Here is a 17,331-nt window from a genome sequence, read left to right on the forward strand (position 1 = left end):
AACAGGGGTGTGCGCCGAATTCCCGGTTCTTGAAAGGCCCTAGTGCAGCGCCGCGACCCGGCTGCCGTCCTTCAGCCGGCCGTGGAGTCGGGGCCGCGCCCCCTCGGCGGCGGGCACCGCGAGCAGCCGCCCCGGGGCGCTCCCCGTCACCCCGCCCGACGTGGCCAGTGACGCGAACTCCCCGCTGCCCGCCGCCAGGACGTACCACCGCCCGCCCGGCGACTGCCACAGCACGCCCGCCAGCACCCTGGGCGTCCGCGCCCCGCACTCCGGCGCGTCCTCGCCCCGCGCCGCGACCGCGCCGGGCGCCGCCGGGTGGGCGGACGGGGCCTGGAACTCGGCGATGACCCTGCTCCCCGCGCCCCGCCAGGTCTCCGCCCGGGTGCACAGCCAGCGCGCCGTGCCCCCGCCCTCGGGCAGCGGCTGCCGGGCGTAGGCCCAGGAGTTGACCGACCGCACCCCGTGCGAGCGGACCGCCCGCAGCAGACACGCGGTGCGCGCCCAGCTCTCCCGCTCGGCCTGCCCCGTGACGTCGTGCGGTCTGCCCGGGGCGCCCGAGGTCAGCCGGGCCGGGGCGAGCTCGCCCAGGTCCGTGACCAGCCGCGCCGACGAGCCCCCGGTCAGCTCGACGGCCTGCCAGGACCGGCAGCCGGACCCCGCCGCCGGGTCGGCCAGCGGACCGGTCACCCCGTCCGGGGAGCGGTCCAGCGGGCGCGGCGCCCGGTCCGGCGCACGCAGGTCCCGCACCCGGACCTCCCGCACCCAGGGCGCCGTCAGATACCGCACCCCGTCCCCGGTCCTGGCCACCACCAGCGCCCCCGACCCCGCCTCGTCCGCCCCGTCCACCCGGGCGAAGTCGAGCGCGGCGCCCAGCGCGGGGTCGGCGTTGCGCGGCTCGGCGTACCGCACGACGCGCAGCCCGTCGTGGAACAGCACCACGGCGGAGTCCCCCACCTCACCCGCGTACAGCAGCTGCGGGGCGCCCATCGGCGGGCCCGTGGGCGTGCCCGGTGTCGCCGAGGTCCGGACCCCGGCGCCGGGACGGGCCCAGACCGCGAGCGCGCGCCGCAGCAGCCGGGTGTCCTGGGTGCGGTCGCCGCGCGTGGGCCAGGAGGTGAAGTCCGCACGCGCGGAGTGGCGCCAGTACGTCGTCGGCACCCGGCGCAACGCCCCGGGGTCCAGGGCCGCTTCGGACGCCGGATTGCGCGCGTACGGCGGGGCGGTCAGCCCGCCGTGCCCCCAGCCGCCGCCGGGCAGCCCGAGCAGCGCCCCGCACACCAGGAGCGCGGCGCCGGCCGCGAGTGCGGTGCGGGCGCGTCTGCGGCGGCCCGGCAGGTCGGGCGGCCGGGCCTGGAGCGAGCAGGGGTCGAACTCCGGGGAGCGCAGCAGCCCGTGGCCGGCCCGGACCCCGTCCGCCTCGGTCAGGGCCGCGTGCGGATCGGCGACCCCGGCGGCGGCCAGCTCCCGCCGGACCTCCCCGTCCGCGAGCCCCTCCAGGCCGCGCAGGACGAACGCGGCCCGGGCGGGGGCGGTGAGCGCCGCCAGCTCCCGTTCCAGGGCGAGTTCACCGGCGCCGCCCGGGTGCGGGAGCAGGCGCAGGCCCCACGCCGACGGGAGGACCGGCGGCAGGGCGGCGCGGCGCGGCCAGAACCGCGGCCGCCGGGCGCGCCCGGCCGCCAGGGCCCGGCGCAGGACCTGGCGCCGCACGTAGGTGTACGCGGGGTCGCCGTCGCCGTCGCCGGTGCGGCGAGGCCGGGGGACGGTCGCCGCGCCCGCGCGGTGGGCGGCTTGCAGGGAGCGCTGGGCGAGGGCGTGGGCGGCGAACACCCGCCGGGCGCGGCCCGGCGAGGGCGGCAGCAGGAGGTAGCCGATCCGCACCAGTCGCGGGTAGTGCTCGACCAGGGCGGCCTCGGCCTGTTCCGCGTCGACCGGGGCGACGGCCTGCGGTAGCTCTGAGGGTGGGCGCACATTCAGCTGAACGAGCGAATGGTGCGATGGTCACTCCGGGGCCTCTCGGCCGGGGACCCCGGGGGCCTCAGGCGAACCGGGCCAGCGGGCCGTCGACCGGCGCGCCCGTCATCCGGTTGGCGAAGGTGGACAGGGTGTAGGTGGCGATGCCGAGGGTCACCTCCAGCGCGTTGCGCGCGGTGTAGCCGTGGGCCGTGAACGCCTCGACCGCCGCGTCGTCCACGGCCCCGTTGGCGGCGAGGACAGCCAGGATGAACTGCCGCATGGCTTCGAGGCGTTCGTCCGGGAGCGGGGTGCTCGCGCGGAGGGCGGCGAGGAGCGCGGGCTCGGCCTCCAGGGCGGTGAGGATCCCGGTGTGCATCGCCACGCAGACGTGGCAGTCGTTCCGGGTGGCCATGGTCATGCTGAGGACCTCGCGGGAGAGCTGGTCCAGGGTGGTGGATTCGAAGAGCGCGTTCATCTTCAGGAAGCCGCTCAGCACCTCGGGGGAGGTGGCCATCCGCCCGGCGGCGGACGGCAGGAAGCCCTGCTTCTGCGCGATGGCGGCGAGGCTGGACCGGGCGGCGGCGGGTGCGGATTCGAGGGTGTGGTCGGGGAAGGCGGTCGTGGGCATGGTGGGTCCTCTCGGCTAAACTCGACAACGTGATTGACGAAAAAAACGTAAACCAGGTTGTCGAGTTTCGCAATGGCTGAGCGGGCGGGCGGTCGTGGAGAAGTGTGCCCCGAGGAGGCCGGAAGGGGCTTCGAGCTGCCCCTGCTGCTGTTCGCCGGCTTCCGTACGGTCATCGACGCGCTCCACCGCGAGCTGGCCGAGCAGGGGCACCCGGACATGCGGCCCGCGTACGGCTACGCCCTCCAGGCCGTGGGCATCGAGGGCGCGACCGCCAGCGAGATCGGCCGCCGCCTGGGCGTCTCCAAGCAGGCGGCGGGCAAGACCGTCGACCGGCTGGAAAGCCTCGGTTACGTGGAGCGCGCCGACGACCCGGCCGACGGGCGCCGCAAGCTGGTCCTGCTGACCGCGCGGGGCATCGACGTGCTCCGGCGGTCCGCCGAGGGCTTCGACCGGCTGCGCGCCGAGTGGGTCCGGGCCCTGGGTGCCGACCGGGTCCGCGCCCTGGAGGACGACCTGCGCGCGATGGCCCCGGACGGCGCCTTCCGGCTCGATGTGGCGGCCTGGTTCAACGGCTGAGCGCAGTCCTGGCGACTTGGACTTCTCTCACCAGACATAGGACGTATGGGGTCCGCACCCTTTCCGTGGGCCCCTCTCTGCGGCAGCATGCACGCGTCGGCACCCGAGAGATCCGACCACTCGCTGGTCGTGAAGGAGAGGGAACCATGGCACGACGCACCCATGTGCTCAGCGCGCTCGCGCTGGCGGCGGCCGCCGCGCTCATCCCCGTAACCGCCACCGCGCAGCAGGCCGCGCCCGGGCCGTCCGCGGCGGCGGGTGCGTGCCGGGGGCCCGTGAAACCCGCCTCGCAGATGACGGTGGAGGACTGCGACAGCCCCGCGCGGATCATCGAGAAGGCGGCGAACATCGTCCCCACCGCCGGGCAACTCGCCTGGCAGCAGCGGGAGGTCACCGCCTTCACGCACTTCGGCATGAACACCTTCACCGGCCGCGAATGGGGCTCGGGCACCGAGGACGAGAAGCTCTTCGCGCCCACCGCCATCGACGCCGACCAGTGGATGCGCGCCTACAAGGCCGCCGGGGCCGAGCAGGTCATGCTCACCGTCAAGCACCACGACGGCTTCGTGCTCTACCCCAGCCGCTACACCGACCACTCGGTCGCCCTCAGCCCCGGCAGCCCGGACGTCGTCGCCGCCTATGTGAAGGCCGCCCGCAAGGCCGGGCTGAAGGTCGGCTTCTACCTCTCGCCCTCGGACGGCGCCGAACTCCCGCACGCCTGGCACGCCGACTGGGTCGAGCAGATCCGCGCCAAGGAGGCGGCCGGCCAGTCGCTCTCGCTGCCCGAGCGGATGGCCCTGGAGGACGGCGACCGCGCCCCGGCCGGCCAGGGCCGCTTCGGCAACGGCAGCCCCGTCACCGCCCGCACCATCCCCACGCTCGTCCCCGGCGACGACCGCGCCGCCCGCGTGAAGAGCGGCAAGCTGCCCACCTTCAAGGTCCGGGCCGACGACTACGACGCGTACTACCTCAACCAGCTCTACGAGATCTTCACCCAGTACGGCCCCGTCGAGGAGCTGTGGCTCGACGGCGCCAACCCCTGGTCCGGCTCCGGCATCACCCAGAAGTACGACGTCAAGCAGTGGTTCGACATGGTCAAGGCGCTCTCGCCGGACACCGTCGTCTTCCAGGGCCCCCAGGGCGTGCGCTGGGTCGGCAACGAGAACGGCACCGCCCGCGAGACCGAGTGGAGCGTCACCCCGCACACCACCGACCCCTGGACCGGGCTCGGCTCGCTGCCCAACGACTCCACCGACCCCGACATCGGCTCCCGCGCCCGGCTCCTCGAACCCGAGGCCAACTACCTCCAGTGGTACCCCGCCGAGGCGGACGTCTCCAACCGGCCCGGCTGGTTCTACCACGAGGACGAACAGCCCAAGACCGCAGCGCAGTTGATGAACCTCTACGAGAAGAGCGTCGGCCGCAACGCCTCGCTCCTGCTCAACGTCCCGCCCGCCCCCGACGGCCGGATCGCCGCCGAGGACGTCACCCGGCTGACCGCCTTCGGTGCCGACGTGCGCCGGATCTACGGCACCGACGTACGCGAGCGGCACCTCGGCCCGTACACCTTCGACCGCGTCGCCGTCCGCGAGGACATCCGGTACGGCCAGCGGGTGGAGAGGTTCGCCGTCGAGGCCAGGGTGAACGGCGCCTGGCAGCGGATCACCGAGGGCACCACCATCGGCCACGAACGCATCCTGCCGCTGCCCGAGGCCGTCACCGCCACGGCGGTCCGCGTCAAGGTGCTGGAATCCCGGGCGAAGCCGCACCTGGGCGCCACCACCCTGCACCTGACCAGTCGCTAGCCCCGGTCCAGATACGCCAGTACGGCCAGAACGCGGCGGTTGTCGTCGTCGGACGGCGGCAGGCTCAGCTTCCCGAAGATGTTCGAGGTGTGCTTGGCCACCGCCCGCTCCGTGATCACCATCTGCGAGGCGATCGCCGCGTTCGATCGGCCCTGGGCCATCAGTTCCATGACCTCCCGCTCGCGCGGCGTCAGCCCTCCCATCGGCTTGTCCTGCGAACGCCGCGTCAGCAGCTGCGAGATGACCTGCGGATCCATCGCCGTACCGCCCGCCGCGACCCGGCGGACCGCGTCGATGAACTGGTCCGCGTCGAACACCCGGTCCTTGAGCAGATACCCGATCCCGCCGTTGCCGTCCGCCAGCAGCTCGCGCGCGTACAACTGCTCGACGTGCTGCGAGAGTACGAGGACGGGCAGCCCCGGCCGCGCCCGCCGGGCCGCCAGCGCGCACTGGAGCCCCTCGTCCGTGTGGGACGGCGGGAGCCGGACGTCGACCACGGCGACGTCCGGCTCCAACTCGGCGAGGGCCTTGGTGAGTTCGGGCCCGGTCTCGACGGCGGCCGCGATCTCGAAGTCGTACGCCTCCAGCATCCGCACCAGGCCGTCGCGCAGCAGGAAGAGATCTTCGGCTAGGACAACTCGCAAGGGATCTCCATGGTCACCATGGTGGGACCGCCCGCGGGGCTGCTGACGGCCATGATGCCGTCGAATGTACCGAGCCGCCGTTCGATTCCGCTCAGCCCCGAGCCCGCGCCCACCGAGGCGCCGCCCTTCCCGTCGTCCGTGACCGTGCACCTCAGCGACCCGTCGCTGTGGCGCAGGTCCACCCAGATCCGGTCGGCCCCCGAGTGCTTCGCCGCGTTCGTCAGCGCCTCGCTGACCGCGAAGTACGCCGCCGATTCCACCGGAGCCTCCGCCCGGCCGCCCAGCTCCACGGCCACGTCGCACGGGATCGGCAGCCGCAGCGCCAGCGCCTTCACCGCGTCCCCGAGCCCCCGCTCGGCCAGCACCGGCGGGTGGATGCCCCGGACCAGGTCGCGCAGCTCCGTCAGCGCCTCGGCCGAGGACTCCCGGGCCATCGCCAGGAGCCGCTTCGCCTGCGCCGGGTCCTTCTCGATCAGCGCCTCGACGGTGCCCAGGTTCATCCCCATCGCGACCAGCCGGGCCTGCGCCCCGTCGTGCAGATCGCGCTCGATGCGCCGCAGCTCGGAGGCGGCCGTGTCCACCGCCTCGTGCCGGGTCTCGGTCAACCGGTCGATCCGCAGGGCGAGTTCCTGCTCCTGGGTGGGGGCGAGCACCGACCGGGCCAGCACGAAGTGCGCGCGCAGCAGCCGCTCGCTCACCAGCACCCCGAAGGCGAGGAGCGCCACGCCGAGCGCCCCGGCCAGCAGCCCCGTCGCCTGGCTGTCGACCGGCACGAACGCGTACCAGTACCGGTCGTCCGTGAAGACCCGCCACAGGCCCGCCGCCAGCACGAACCCCTCCACCGGGTAGGCCATCAGCGCCGCCGCCAGGATCGCCACCGTATAGCCGGCCGTCATGTCGACCACCAGCCACCGCATGTCCCGCCAGGTCGCCGGGTCCTTCATCATCAGCGTGGTCCGCTCCACCTGCCCGGTGAACCCGCTCCGCACATCCTTCGGGAACGGCCGGTACGGCACCGGGATGCGCACGTCCGACCAGGTGATCGCGAGCAGCCTGCGCTGGTTGGCGTGCTTGCGGACCGCCTCCAGGATGTACGGCGTGGTCACCAGGCCGATGCCCAGCGGGATCATGACGATGGAGACCAGCGCCAGTACGAACAGCGTGCACGACCCCGCGAGGGCCGCGAACGACACCACCAGCCCGCGCCACGCGGCCAGCAGCGCCGACCCGATCCGTCCCCGTATCGCGTCCATCCCGGTCCCTCGTTCCCTCGCCGGGCCCTCTGCCGGCCCCGTGTCGCACACAGTCTGACCCGGCGCACCCCGCCCACGGCAGCCGGTTCGCCACCCGGTGGGGGTGTACCCAGCACCACCCCCGCCACCTCGCCCTATGTGCCGCGCGACCGGGTGTTCCACCGGCTGGGGCGCCCGGTCCGGCGTTCCTAGATTCGAGGGGCATCGTCGGACTTCCACCAACAGGGGGCGAACCCGCCATGAGGCGTAACCTCGCGGCACGTATCGGTGTGTGGAGCGCACACCACCGCAAGACGGCCATTCTCGGCTGGCTGCTCTTCGTCGTACTCGCCGCGGGCATCGGCGGCGCCTCGGGCATGGTCGAGATGACCGACGCCGAGAACGGCGCGGGCGACTCGGCCCGCGCCGAGCAGATCCTCTCCGACGCGGGCCTGAGCCACCGGGCCGGCGAACTCGTCATGGTGTCGTCCGCCCAGCCGGACGGCTGGCGCACCGCCGCCCGCGAGCTGACCGCCGCCATCCAGGACACCGGCGAGGTCACCGGGCTCGCGGACCCGGTCGCCTCCAAGGACCGCAAGGACGTGCTGATCACCTTCGAGATGAAGGGCGACCCGGACACCGCGGCCGACCGGGTGCAGCCCGTGCTGGACGCCGTCGCCGGGGTCGAGGAGAGGCAACCCGACGTTTCCGTCAGCCAGTTCGGGGACGCCAGCGCCGGCAAATGGCTCGGCGACCTGCTCGCGGACGACTTCAAGAAGGCCGAGTTCACCGCCGTACCGCTGGCCCTCGGCATCCTGCTGGTCGCCTTCGGCGCCGTCGTCGCCGCCCTGCTGCCCGTCGGGCTCGCGCTCACCGCGTGCATGGCCGCCTTCGGCCTGCTCTCGCTCGCCAGCCACCAGCTCCACCTGTTCCAGACCACGTACTCCGTGATGTTCCTGATGGGCTTCGCCGTCGGCGTCGACTACTGCCTGTTCTACCTGCGCCGCGAACGCGACGAGCGGGCCGCCGGCCGCGACGCAGAGACCGCCCTGCGCATCGCCGCCGCCACCAGCGGCCGGGCCGTCCTGGTCTCCGGGCTCACCGTCATGGTCGCCATGGCCGGCATGTTCCTGTCCGGGCTGATGCTCTTCAAGGGCTTCGCCCTCGCCACCATCACCGTCGTGTGCATCGCCATGCTCGGCTCCGTCACCGTGCTGCCCGCCCTGCTGTCCTGGCTCGGCGACCGCATCGACGCCGGCCGGGTGCCGCTGCTGAACCGGCGCGGCAAGCGGGGGAAGGCGGAGAGCGGCCGCATCGCGGGCCGGGTGCTGCGCCCCGTCCTGAACCACCCGAAGTTCTTCGCCGCCGCGTCCGTCGCCGTCCTGCTGGTGCTCGCCGCGCCCGCGATCGGCATGAAGACCGAATCCCTGGGCCTGGAGAAGCAGTTCGGCTCGGACTCCACGCTGTCCGTCGCCTACCGCCACATCAGCGAGACCTTCCCCGGCGGCCCCGCCCCGGCCCAGGTCGTCGTGGAGGCCGACGACATCACCGCCCCGGCCGTCCGCAAGGCCCTCGCCGGCTTCGACCACGTCGCGGTCCACCGGGCGCAGAACATCGCCGAGTTCGAGGTCCCGCTGCCCGGCGGCGAGAAGGACCTCACCGCCCTGCGCGACCACCGCCTGCCCGCCGCCTTCGACTCCAGCGGCGCCCACACCTACGTCACCGGCGAGGTGGCCGGGTCCGTCGACTTCAACGACCAGCTGAAGCGCGGGATCGCCCCCGTCTTCCTCTTCATCACCGCCGTGACGTTCCTGCTGATGCTGTTCTGCTTCCGCTCGTACGTGATCGCCGTGACGTCCATCGTCCTCAACCTGCTCTCCGTGGCCGCCGCTTACGGGGTGATGACCGCGGTCTTCCAGCACGGCTGGGGCGCCGGGCTCATCGGCTCGGAGGGCGTCGGCGCGGTCGAGTCCTGGATGCCGCTGTTCGTCCTCGTCGTCCTGTTCGGGCTCTCGATGGACTACCACGTCTTCGTCGTCTCCCGGATCCGCGAGGCGCACGGCCGGGGGATCGGCAACCGGGCCGCGATCGACGAGGGAATCCGCCGTACGGCCGGTGCGGTGACCGGCGCGGCCGTGATCATGGTGGCGGTGTTCTCGGTCTTCGCGACCCTGTCCATGCAGGACATGCAGCAGATGGGCGTCGGCTTGGCGGTCGCGGTCCTGCTGGACGCCACGCTCGTACGGATGGTGCTGCTGCCCTCCGTGATGGCGCTGCTCGGCGAGCGCAACTGGCGCACCCCGCGCGGCCTCGGCCGGCTCCCGGGCCTGGACCACGGCGAGCCCGCGGAGGGCCCGGTCCCGGCCTCGGCGCCGGTCGGACCGGCACTGCGCTGAGCAGGGCGTACGAGGGCGGGCCCCGGCTCCGGTGGTGCTTACCGGAACCGGGGCCCGCCCCTTTGCCCGTGTGTCAGGGCGTGTACTTGTACCCGACCCGCCGCACGGTCTGGATCGAGCGGCGGTGCTCGGCGCCCAGCTTGCGGCGCAGCCGGGCGATGTGGACGTCGACGGTGCGGCCGTCGCCCACATGTCCGTAACCCCAGACCGTCGTCACCAGCTGGTCGCGGGTGTGGACGCGGTGGGGATGGGCCACCAGGTGGGCCAGGAGCTCGAATTCCAGGTAGGTGAGGTCCAGCGTCCGCCCGTTGACGGAGGCGGAGCGCTGGACGGAGTCGATGGTCACCGGGCCCGCCGTCGGCTGCGGGGGCGGCTCCGGCACCGCGTACTGCGCGGCGGCCGCCGCGAAGGCCGGCTGCTGGTCGGCGGGCACGAGCACCAGGTAGCCGACCATCGGCGGGCGGCCCGGCAGGCTGGGCAGGGTGTGCTGGGGTGCCGGCAGCCAGGTCGCGCCCGGCGTCAGGAGCGCCGAGACGTCGGCCTGCTGGACGACCTCGTCGGGGGCGACGGCTCGGAGCCGGTGCCGGTTGGGGGAGTGGGGACGGACGGGAGTGGTCGCAGCGGCCACCGCCGGCGCTGCGGTGGCAGCTGCGGCGGAGAAGGAACGGGTGTTCGCCATGAGGGGTCAGCTCTTTCGCGCGAGGGAGTCGTCGGTGGACGGACTTGCTGCGTGCGCGCGGACCGAAGGCCGGGTGAGGGCTTTAGAGGGCCGGCGCGTTCAGCGCGCGGCAACACACCCGGTCGAAGTCGTGGTGCTGACGGGAGGGCCAGAACGGCTCGAGGTCGCTGCGACCGGTCGAGGGGTGCGGGTAGCTGGCCATGCCCCCATTGAAGCAGAGAACCCGGCCGGGGAGCAGACCTCTCTCACCCGTCGATACGGACCCTTTGCGTTACGTTCCTCACTCCCGGGCGGACCGGCCCCGACCGCCCTATCCCACCAGCCGTTTGCGCCAGTCGAGGCCGGTCAGTTCGATCGCCTGGTCCGGGGAACCGTCCCACTCCACCGTCAGCCCGGCCTCGCCCAGCGCGGCCGCCACCTCGCGGCCCACCGCCGCCGTCCTCTCCGGGGAATCGCTGAAGCCGCCGTAGTACAGCGCGAGGCCGTGCCCGGCCGCCGCGCTCTCCGTACCCTGGCCGTGGAAGAAGACGAAGCCCCGGGCGTCCTCGCGTCCGGCCGCCGCGATCTCGCTCATCCCGCAGGAGCGGCAGCACGTGAAATTCTCCCGGGCCGTGATGCCGCCCCAGTCCAGCCGGGCGAACGCCCGCTCCAGCCGGTCCGCGTCCGTCACCTCCGCCCAGCCCCGCTGCTCCTCGACCCGCTCCAGCCAGAGGCGCTCCACCAACTCCCGCGCCTGGGCCCGGGACACCGGCCGCACCCCGTCCTTCACGAGGTAGTCCTCGGCCGTCTCGGCGAGCGTCTGCACGGTCCCGTAACCGCCGCGCAGCAGCTCCCGCATCCGGGGCTCCAGCCGCTCCCGTATCTCCTCGGCGAGCTCCGGCACGGGCTCCGGCTCCGGCATCCCGGCGCTCTCCCAGGCGGTCCCCGCGTCCCAGCCGGGCTCCTCGCGCGCCCAGCGGGTCATCAGCGCGACGACCCGGGCGGGGTCGCCGATGACGGTACGGACATGGCTCGTCGCCGTGCCCGTACGGTGCTCCAACTCGTAGTCCCCGCCCGCCTCGTGCCACACCTGGACGAAGGTGCCGGGGATGTCCGGTATCCGCTGGACGACCAGGAAGTTGTCCCCGCGCGCGCCGATGCGGTGCACGAGGTCCGCGAGCTTCTCGGCGGAAACACGGGTGTGGGTCTGCTGGTTCTCGGTCTCGACCTTCACGCTGAGCATGCGGAAAGCCTGGCACACGGCACTGACAACGAAGGGCGCCCACCGCACGTGCGGTGGGCGCCCTTCCCGTACGGGGAGCGGATCAGACCTGGTCGGCCTTCTCCAGGGCCGAGCAGCAGGTGTCCACGATCAGCCGCGTGACGACATACGGGTCGACGTTGGCGTTCGGGCGGCGGTCCTCGATGTAGCCCTTGCGGTCCTGCTCGACCTGCCACGGGATGCGCACCGAGGCGCCGCGGTCGGAGACGCCGTAGCTGTACTCGTTCCACGGGGCGGTCTCGTGCAGACCGGTCAGGCGGTCGTCGATGCCCGCGCCGTAGTTCTTGACGTGGTCCATCGGCTTCGAGCCCTCGCCCAGCGACTCGCAGGCCGTGATGATCGCGTCGTAGCCCTCGCGCATCGCCTTGGTGGAGAAGTTGGTGTGCGCGCCCGCGCCGTTCCAGTCGCCCTTGACCGGCTTCGGGTCGAGGGTCGCGGAGACGTTGAAGTCCTCGGCGGTGCGGTAGAGCAGCCAGCGGGCGATCCACAGCTGGTCGGAGACCTCCAGCGGGGACAGCGGGCCCACCTGGAACTCCCACTGGCCCGGCATGACCTCGGCGTTGATGCCGGAGATGCCCAGACCCGCCTTCAGGCAGTTGTCGAGGTGCTTCTCCACGATCTCCCGGCCGAAGATCTCGTCCGAGCCGACGCCGCAGTAGTAGCCGCCCTGCGCGGCCGGGAAGCCGCCCTCGGGGAAGCCGAGCGGACGGTGGCCGTCGAAGAAGGTGTACTCCTGCTCGATGCCGAAGATCGCCTCCTGCCCGGCGAACTGCTCGGCGACCGGACGCAGCAGCGCCCGCGTGTTCGACGCGTGCGGGGTCATGTCGATGTCGAAGACCTCGCACAGGACCAGGATGTCGTCGCCGCCGCGGATCGGGTCCGGACAGGTGAAGACCGGCTTCAGCACCCGGTCCGAGGCATGGCCCTCGGCCTGGTTGGTGCTCGACCCGTCGAAGCCCCAGATGGGCAGCGCGGCCACGTCGGACGACGGGCTGCCGGACATGATCTTCGTCTTGGAGCGGAGCTTGGCGGTCGGCTCGGTGCCGTCGATCCAGATGTACTCAGCCTTGAACGTCACGGAAGCCATCCTTTGCGGGTGCTGCGGTCTATGCGCCGCAGCTTCGCAAGCCGCGATTTCCCGACCGTTGCCCTCGTGTGAACCCCGTGTTACCGAGGTTTCGGCGCCCGTCGAGCCTGCACGCGTGACGGGCGCCCGCTCCCGGTGCCGGTGGCCGTCCTGCCGAAGGAGCGGTCGCCCCGTCGCGTACGAACCGCCGCGCACCCACCACGCCCCCACCCGGCACACTGGACCCATGACGACACCCGAGACCCCCTTGCGCGTCGGCCTGGCCGGCACCGGACCCTGGGCCCGCAACACCCACGCCCCCGCTCTCGCCGCACACCCCGGCGTCGTGCTCAGCGGTGTGTGGGGCCGCCGGCCCGAGGCGGCCGGGGAGCTGGCAGCCTCGTACGGTGCCCCGGCGTTCTCCGGCGACGCGGGGCTCGACGAGCTGTTCGCCACCAGCGACGCCATCGCCTTCGCGCTGCCGCCTGACGTGCAGGCCCCGCTGGCCGCCCGCGCCGCCGCGGCCGGCTGCCACCTGATCCTGGACAAGCCGGTCGCCACCACGGTCGCCGGTGCCCGCGAGGTCGCCGAGGCCGCCGAGCAGGCCCGGGTCGCCTCCGTCGTGTTCTGCACGCTCAGGTTCGCCCCGCAGCCCGCCGCCTGGATCGCCGAACAGGCCGCGACCGGCGACTGGTTCACCGCCCGCGCCGAGTGGATCGCCGCGCTCTGGGCCCCCGGCACCGACAACGACTATGCCGCGTCCCCCTGGCGCCGGGAGCGCGGCGGCCTCTGGGACGTCGGCCCGCACGCCCTCTCGGTCCTGCTCCCGATCCTGGGCGACGTCACCGAACTGACCGCCGCCCGTGGCCCCGCCGACGCCCACCACCTCGTCCTGCGCCACACCTCGGGGGCGTCCAGCACGGTCACCCTGACCCTGGGTGCGCCGGTGGCCGCCGCCGGCGTCGAGGTCGTCCTCCGGGGTGAGCACGGCGTCGCCGAACTGCCCAGGTGGGACGGGGCGGTGGACGCCTTCGCGGCGGCGGTGGACGCGCTGATCGCCTCGGTGCGCACGGGCGAGGCCCACCCCTGCGACGTACGGTTCGGCGTCCGTCTGACGGAGCTCCTGGCAGAGGCGGAGGCCCAGGTCCACGGGGCCTGACGCCTAGGCTTCACGCTCCAGCGCGTCCCGGACCGCCTCGTCCGTGCGGCCCACGACCGCCGTGCCGTCCTCCGCCGTGATGATCGGCCGCTGGATCAGCTTCGGGTGCTCGGCGAGCGCGGTGATCCAGCGCTCCCGGGCATCCGCCGCACGCGGCCAGTCCTTCAGGCCCAGCTCCTTCGCGTCCGCCTCCTGGGTCCGCGTGATGTCCCACGGTTCGAGGCCGAGCCGGCCTAGCACCGCCCGGATCTCGCCCGGCGACGGCACGTCCTCCAGGTAACGGCGGACCGTGTATTCGGCCCCCTCCGCGTCGAGCAGCGACACCGCGCTGCGGCACTTGGAACACGCGGGATTGATCCAGATCTCCATGGGGCCAAAGGTACGGGATGGGTCTCGCAGGAGAGGCTGAAAACCCCTCTGGCCAGGGGTGATTGTCAGTGCGGGCCGGTAGAATGGGAGTCAGTTCGGGAGGGTTCCCGAAGAGTTCCGCCACCGTGCCAGGAGGTAGCCCATGGCCGTTGCCGCAGTCACGACCAAGCCGCTCGACAAGCCCCTGCACCAGCCCCTGACCAAGAAGCCGCTCCCCGCCGGCCGCCCCCGCGAGTGGTACGTCTCGCACAACCGCCGGCTCAAGGCGATGCGCCTCGCCATCGCCCTGCTCGACACCGGCGTCTACCTCCCGTCCAGCGCGAACAACGCCCGCATACGCACGACCGCGGCGCGCCTCGGCATCCACCCGCCGTCCGACATCACCTGCCGCATGGTCCGCGCACTGATCCGCTACGGCCGCTGACCGACGCAGGCCGACCGACGCAGGGCGGGCCCCCGGAATCCTTCCGGGGGCCCGCCCTCTCAGTACCCGTCGCAGTTCGCCGTCGCGTACGCACCCGAGGCCGAGTCCGTACGCCGCGTGCCGTCGTCCACGGTCACCGAGCACGACACATCGCCGCCGCCCCGGCCCACGCTCACCACGAACGAGCCGCCGCTCATGAAGCCCTTCGAGTCCAGCTCCCCGGCCCACGGCAGCGACCGCAGTGCCACCCGCCCGGTCGACAGCTCCTCGCCCCGCCAGGTGCTGTACGTCAGCACCACGTCGCGCGCGGTCCCCGTCACCTCGTACCGGATGTGCACCTTCCGCGAGCCCTCCGAGTGCAGTACGTCCGACAGCACCGCCATGACCGCCCCCGCGGCGAGGGCCAGCACCACGGCGACCAGCAGCAGCACCCACGGCCACATCCGCCGCCGCGGAGGCGGCGGGACCGGACCGCCGGGCGGAGCCTGCTCACTCATCCCCCCACCCTCTGCCCTCCGGCCCCGCAGCGCGACCCCTCGGGGTCCGTCCGGTTGCCCGGGCTACGGATACGGCAAGGGTGATCAACTCGATCTCCTTCCCGGCAGGGAAGGTACGATGGCTTTTCGCCCAACGCCGTGCGCGCGCGTGCGGGGTCCACGCCCAACGGCGGAGACCGAGGCGCACCGGAGTGCCCGGCGGATGAGAGAGCGAGCGAGCGGATGCGCATGACGACGCCCCGCACCGCCGCCTGCCCGCCGTGACCCGTCACCCCTGAGCCGTGCCCGCTGCCCGCCCCTGACCGGGGCCGGAAACGCCCGTCCGGCTCCACCCCGGTCCTGATCCGCCGGGACAGGCCCATGCCGGCCGCCCCCCCGCCTTCCCCGCTGTCCAGCCCCGCAAGCCCGCGCTCCGCGTCCGGGCGCGCCCGACCGACAGGTACACCGTCTTGTCTTCCACCACGCCCGCGTTCGCGCCCCGCCTGCGCGCCCTCAAACCCGACTGGATCTCCGACCCCAAGGTGTGGCGTACGGAGGTGCTCGCCGGACTCGTCGTCGCGCTGGCCCTCATCCCCGAGGCGATCTCGTTCTCGATCATCGCCGGGGTGGACCCCGCGATCGGGCTCTTCGCCTCCTTCACGATGGCGGTCACGATCTCCGTCGTCGGCGGGCGCCGCGCGATGATCTCCGCCGCGACGGGCGCGGTCGCCCTGGTGATCGCCCCGGTCAACCGCGAGCACGGCTTCGGCTATCTGGTCGCCACGGTGATCCTCGCGGGCCTCTTCCAGATCCTGCTGGGCGCCCTGGGCGTGGCCAGGCTGATGCGGTTCGTGCCGCGCTCCGTGATGACCGGCTTCGTCAACGCCCTGGCGATCCTGATCTTCATGGCCCAGGTGCCCGAGATGCACGACGTGCCGTGGGCGGTCTACCCGCTGCTCGCCGGGGGCCTGCTGCTGATGGTGTTCTTCCCGAAGGTCACCCGGGTGATCCCAGCGCCCCTGGTCTCCATCGTCGTCCTCACCACGATCACCCTGGCGGCGGGGATCGCGGTCCCGGCCGTCGGCGACAAGGGCGAGCTGCCCTCCTCGCTCCCCGTGCCCGGCCTGCCCGACGTGCCGTTCACCCTGGACACGCTGACCACCATCGCCCCGTACGCCCTGGCGATGGCACTGGTCGGTCTCATGGAGTCCCTGATGACCGCGCAGCTGGTGGACGACATCACGGACACCCGCTCCGACAAGACCCGTGAATCGGTCGGCCAGGGCATCGCCAACATCGTCACCGGCTTCTTCGGCGGCATGGGCGGCTGCGCCATGATCGGCCAGACGATGATCAACGTCCGGGTCTCCGGGGCCCGCACCCGTCTCTCCACCTTCCTCGCGGGCTCGTTCCTGATGGTCCTCTGCATCGTCTTCGGCCCGGTCGTCTCGGACATCCCGATGGCGGCGCTGGTCGCGGTGATGGTGATGGTCTCCTTCGCCACGTTCGACTGGCACTCCATCGCCCCGAAGACCCTGCGCCGCATGCCGGTGGGCGAGACGGCGGTCATGGTCATCACCGTCGCCATCGTCGTCGCCACGTCCAACCTGGCGATCGGCGTCGTCGTCGGCTCGGTCACCGCGATGGTGATCTTCGCCCGCCGCGTCGCGCACCTGGCCGACGTCACCGCGGTCGTGGACCCGGACGGCGGCCAGGTCGTCTACTCCGTCACCGGCGAACTCTTCTTCGCCTCCTCCAACGACCTGGTCACCCGCTTCGCGTACGCCACCGACCCCGACAGGATCGTCATCGACCTCACGGCCACCCACATCTGGGACGCCTCCTCGGTCGCGGCCCTGGACGCGATCGAGACGAAGTACGCCCAACGCGGCAAGACGGTCGAGATAGTGGGCCTCAACCAGCCGAGCGCGGCCCTCCACCGCACGCTGAGCGGCGAGCTGACGGGCGGGCACTGAACTGAGGGGCGGGCACTGAGGGAAAGGGCGGGGGCCCGGGGGAGCGGCCGCCCGTCCCCGGGCCCCCGGGGGAGCGACTGCTTCTCCGGGCCCCCGGCCCCCCCCGTCGGCGCGCCTACCCCGCGACCGCCCCGTGCAGGAAGACGTCGACCAGCGCCGGCAGGGTCAGGCCCGGCTCGTCCTCCTTGGATTCGGTCATTACCCGACCACACGGAGTGAGGACTCACTCCGTGTGGTCGCGCCCCAGAAGCGCCCGCACCGCCGAAGTCCCGCTGAAGTCCTGCGCGAGGGCGTCCATCACCACCTCGTCACACACCTGCCCGAGCCAGTACCCGCCCTCACGCAGCCGCCCCGCGTGCCGGAACCCGGCACGCTCGTACGCCTTGATCCCGGCTGCGTTCGGGGCCAGAACCTTGAGCCACACCATGCGCAGACTGGCCACGTGGAACGCGTAGTCGAGGGTCAGCCGAGTCGCCTCGACACCGAGCCCGCGCCCACGGGCTTCGCGCGCCAGCATGACGACGAACTCTGCGGTACGCACGGAATCGTCGGGCAGCAGGGTGGTGACGCCGACCGGGACGGGCGCGGCGCCGCTCAGGTCGTAAACGGTGAAGCGGATGTTGGCCCCCCGGAGCTGGTGCTGCATGCCCTCGGCACGCGCCTCCAAGGACTCCGGCACCTGGCGAC

Annotated in this window: 16 protein-coding genes; 6 read left to right on the plus strand and 10 right to left on the minus strand. The window is 72.9% G+C overall.

Annotated elements, in window-relative coordinates; translation table 11 throughout:
* Positions 1 to 39: 39 nt before the first annotated feature.
* Entirely contained in the window at positions 40 to 1,968 is a 1,929-nt protein-coding gene (locus ACIQZN_RS12170) for a hypothetical protein (RefSeq protein ID WP_403991240.1), read from the minus strand.
* A 67-nt stretch (positions 1,969 to 2,035) separates the two neighbouring features.
* Positions 2,036 to 2,581, minus strand: a complete 546-nt coding sequence (locus tag ACIQZN_RS12175; RefSeq protein ID WP_403991243.1) for a carboxymuconolactone decarboxylase family protein — start codon at positions 2,579 to 2,581, stop codon at positions 2,036 to 2,038.
* A gap of 72 nt (positions 2,582 to 2,653) precedes the next feature.
* On the opposite strand from ACIQZN_RS12175, the gene ACIQZN_RS12180 reads away from it, so the two are divergent.
* Together ACIQZN_RS12180 and ACIQZN_RS12185 are read left to right on the plus strand one after the other, a co-directional pair.
* A complete protein-coding gene (locus tag ACIQZN_RS12180; protein ID WP_403991246.1) occupies positions 2,654 to 3,157 on the plus strand; it encodes a MarR family winged helix-turn-helix transcriptional regulator in 504 nt (167 codons plus the stop codon).
* A gap of 146 nt (positions 3,158 to 3,303) precedes the next feature.
* Positions 3,304 to 4,962: an alpha-L-fucosidase gene (locus ACIQZN_RS12185; RefSeq protein ID WP_403991249.1), complete on the plus strand. Its 1,659-nt coding sequence runs from the start codon at positions 3,304 to 3,306 to the stop codon at positions 4,960 to 4,962.
* On the opposite strand, the gene ACIQZN_RS12190 is transcribed toward ACIQZN_RS12185, so the two are convergent.
* Together ACIQZN_RS12190 and ACIQZN_RS12195 are read right to left on the minus strand one after the other, a co-directional pair.
* A complete protein-coding gene (locus ACIQZN_RS12190; protein WP_132902110.1) occupies positions 4,959 to 5,606 on the minus strand; it encodes a response regulator transcription factor in 648 nt (215 codons plus the stop codon). The genes ACIQZN_RS12185 and ACIQZN_RS12190 overlap by 4 nt on opposite strands.
* Positions 5,591 to 6,859 (minus strand): sensor histidine kinase, encoded by a 1,269-nt coding sequence (locus ACIQZN_RS12195; RefSeq protein WP_403991252.1) that lies wholly within the window; start codon positions 6,857 to 6,859, stop codon positions 5,591 to 5,593. The genes ACIQZN_RS12190 and ACIQZN_RS12195 overlap by 16 nt, the downstream gene beginning before the upstream one ends.
* A gap of 239 nt (positions 6,860 to 7,098) precedes the next feature.
* Between ACIQZN_RS12195 and ACIQZN_RS12200 the strand changes: the two genes are divergently transcribed.
* On the plus strand, positions 7,099 to 9,234 hold the full coding sequence (locus ACIQZN_RS12200) for an MMPL family transporter (protein ID WP_403991255.1): 2,136 nt from the start codon (positions 7,099 to 7,101) through the stop codon (positions 9,232 to 9,234).
* A gap of 73 nt (positions 9,235 to 9,307) precedes the next feature.
* Here the strand turns inward: ACIQZN_RS12200 and ACIQZN_RS12205 are convergent, their stop codons facing one another.
* From ACIQZN_RS12205 to glnII, 3 genes are all read right to left on the minus strand, one after another.
* A complete protein-coding gene (locus ACIQZN_RS12205; RefSeq protein ID WP_403991258.1) occupies positions 9,308 to 9,913 on the minus strand; it encodes a winged helix-turn-helix domain-containing protein in 606 nt (201 codons plus the stop codon).
* A 310-nt stretch (positions 9,914 to 10,223) separates the two neighbouring features.
* The gene (locus tag ACIQZN_RS12210) at positions 10,224 to 11,135 is read right to left on the minus strand and encodes a DUF6891 domain-containing protein (RefSeq protein WP_403991261.1); all 912 of its coding nucleotides are present in this window, start codon (positions 11,133 to 11,135) and stop codon (positions 10,224 to 10,226) included.
* A gap of 82 nt (positions 11,136 to 11,217) precedes the next feature.
* Positions 11,218 to 12,252: a glutamine synthetase gene (gene glnII, locus ACIQZN_RS12215; protein ID WP_403991264.1), complete on the minus strand. Its 1,035-nt coding sequence runs from the start codon at positions 12,250 to 12,252 to the stop codon at positions 11,218 to 11,220.
* Positions 12,253 to 12,487: 235 nt separating this feature from the next.
* Here glnII and ACIQZN_RS12220 point away from each other — a divergent pair, with 235 nt between their 5' ends.
* Positions 12,488 to 13,399, plus strand: coding sequence for a Gfo/Idh/MocA family protein (locus tag ACIQZN_RS12220; protein WP_403991266.1), 912 nt, complete (start codon positions 12,488 to 12,490; stop codon positions 13,397 to 13,399).
* A 3-nt stretch (positions 13,400 to 13,402) separates the two neighbouring features.
* On the opposite strand, the gene ACIQZN_RS12225 is transcribed toward ACIQZN_RS12220, so the two are convergent.
* On the minus strand, positions 13,403 to 13,768 hold the full coding sequence (locus ACIQZN_RS12225) for an arsenate reductase family protein (protein ID WP_403991269.1): 366 nt from the start codon (positions 13,766 to 13,768) through the stop codon (positions 13,403 to 13,405).
* Positions 13,769 to 13,910: 142 nt separating this feature from the next.
* Here ACIQZN_RS12225 and ACIQZN_RS12230 point away from each other — a divergent pair, with 142 nt between their 5' ends.
* Positions 13,911 to 14,192: a hypothetical protein gene (locus ACIQZN_RS12230; protein WP_073965512.1), complete on the plus strand. Its 282-nt coding sequence runs from the start codon at positions 13,911 to 13,913 to the stop codon at positions 14,190 to 14,192.
* Between the two features lie 59 nt (positions 14,193 to 14,251).
* Here ACIQZN_RS12230 and ACIQZN_RS12235 read toward each other — a convergent pair whose 3' ends face one another.
* The gene (locus tag ACIQZN_RS12235) at positions 14,252 to 14,689 is read right to left on the minus strand and encodes a hypothetical protein (protein WP_403991272.1); all 438 of its coding nucleotides are present in this window, start codon (positions 14,687 to 14,689) and stop codon (positions 14,252 to 14,254) included.
* A gap of 449 nt (positions 14,690 to 15,138) precedes the next feature.
* Between ACIQZN_RS12235 and ACIQZN_RS12240 the strand changes: the two genes are divergently transcribed.
* Positions 15,139 to 16,644, plus strand: coding sequence for a SulP family inorganic anion transporter (locus ACIQZN_RS12240; RefSeq protein WP_403991275.1), 1,506 nt, complete (start codon positions 15,139 to 15,141; stop codon positions 16,642 to 16,644).
* A 223-nt stretch (positions 16,645 to 16,867) separates the two neighbouring features.
* Here ACIQZN_RS12240 and ACIQZN_RS12245 read toward each other — a convergent pair whose 3' ends face one another.
* Positions 16,868 to 17,323: a GNAT family N-acetyltransferase gene (locus ACIQZN_RS12245; protein ID WP_403991278.1), complete on the minus strand. Its 456-nt coding sequence runs from the start codon at positions 17,321 to 17,323 to the stop codon at positions 16,868 to 16,870.
* Between the last annotated feature and the right edge of the window lie 8 nt (positions 17,324 to 17,331).

Source organism: Streptomyces sp. NPDC097595 (assembly GCF_044761525.1).
Taxonomy (GTDB): domain Bacteria; phylum Actinomycetota; class Actinomycetes; order Streptomycetales; family Streptomycetaceae; genus Streptomyces; species Streptomyces drozdowiczii_A.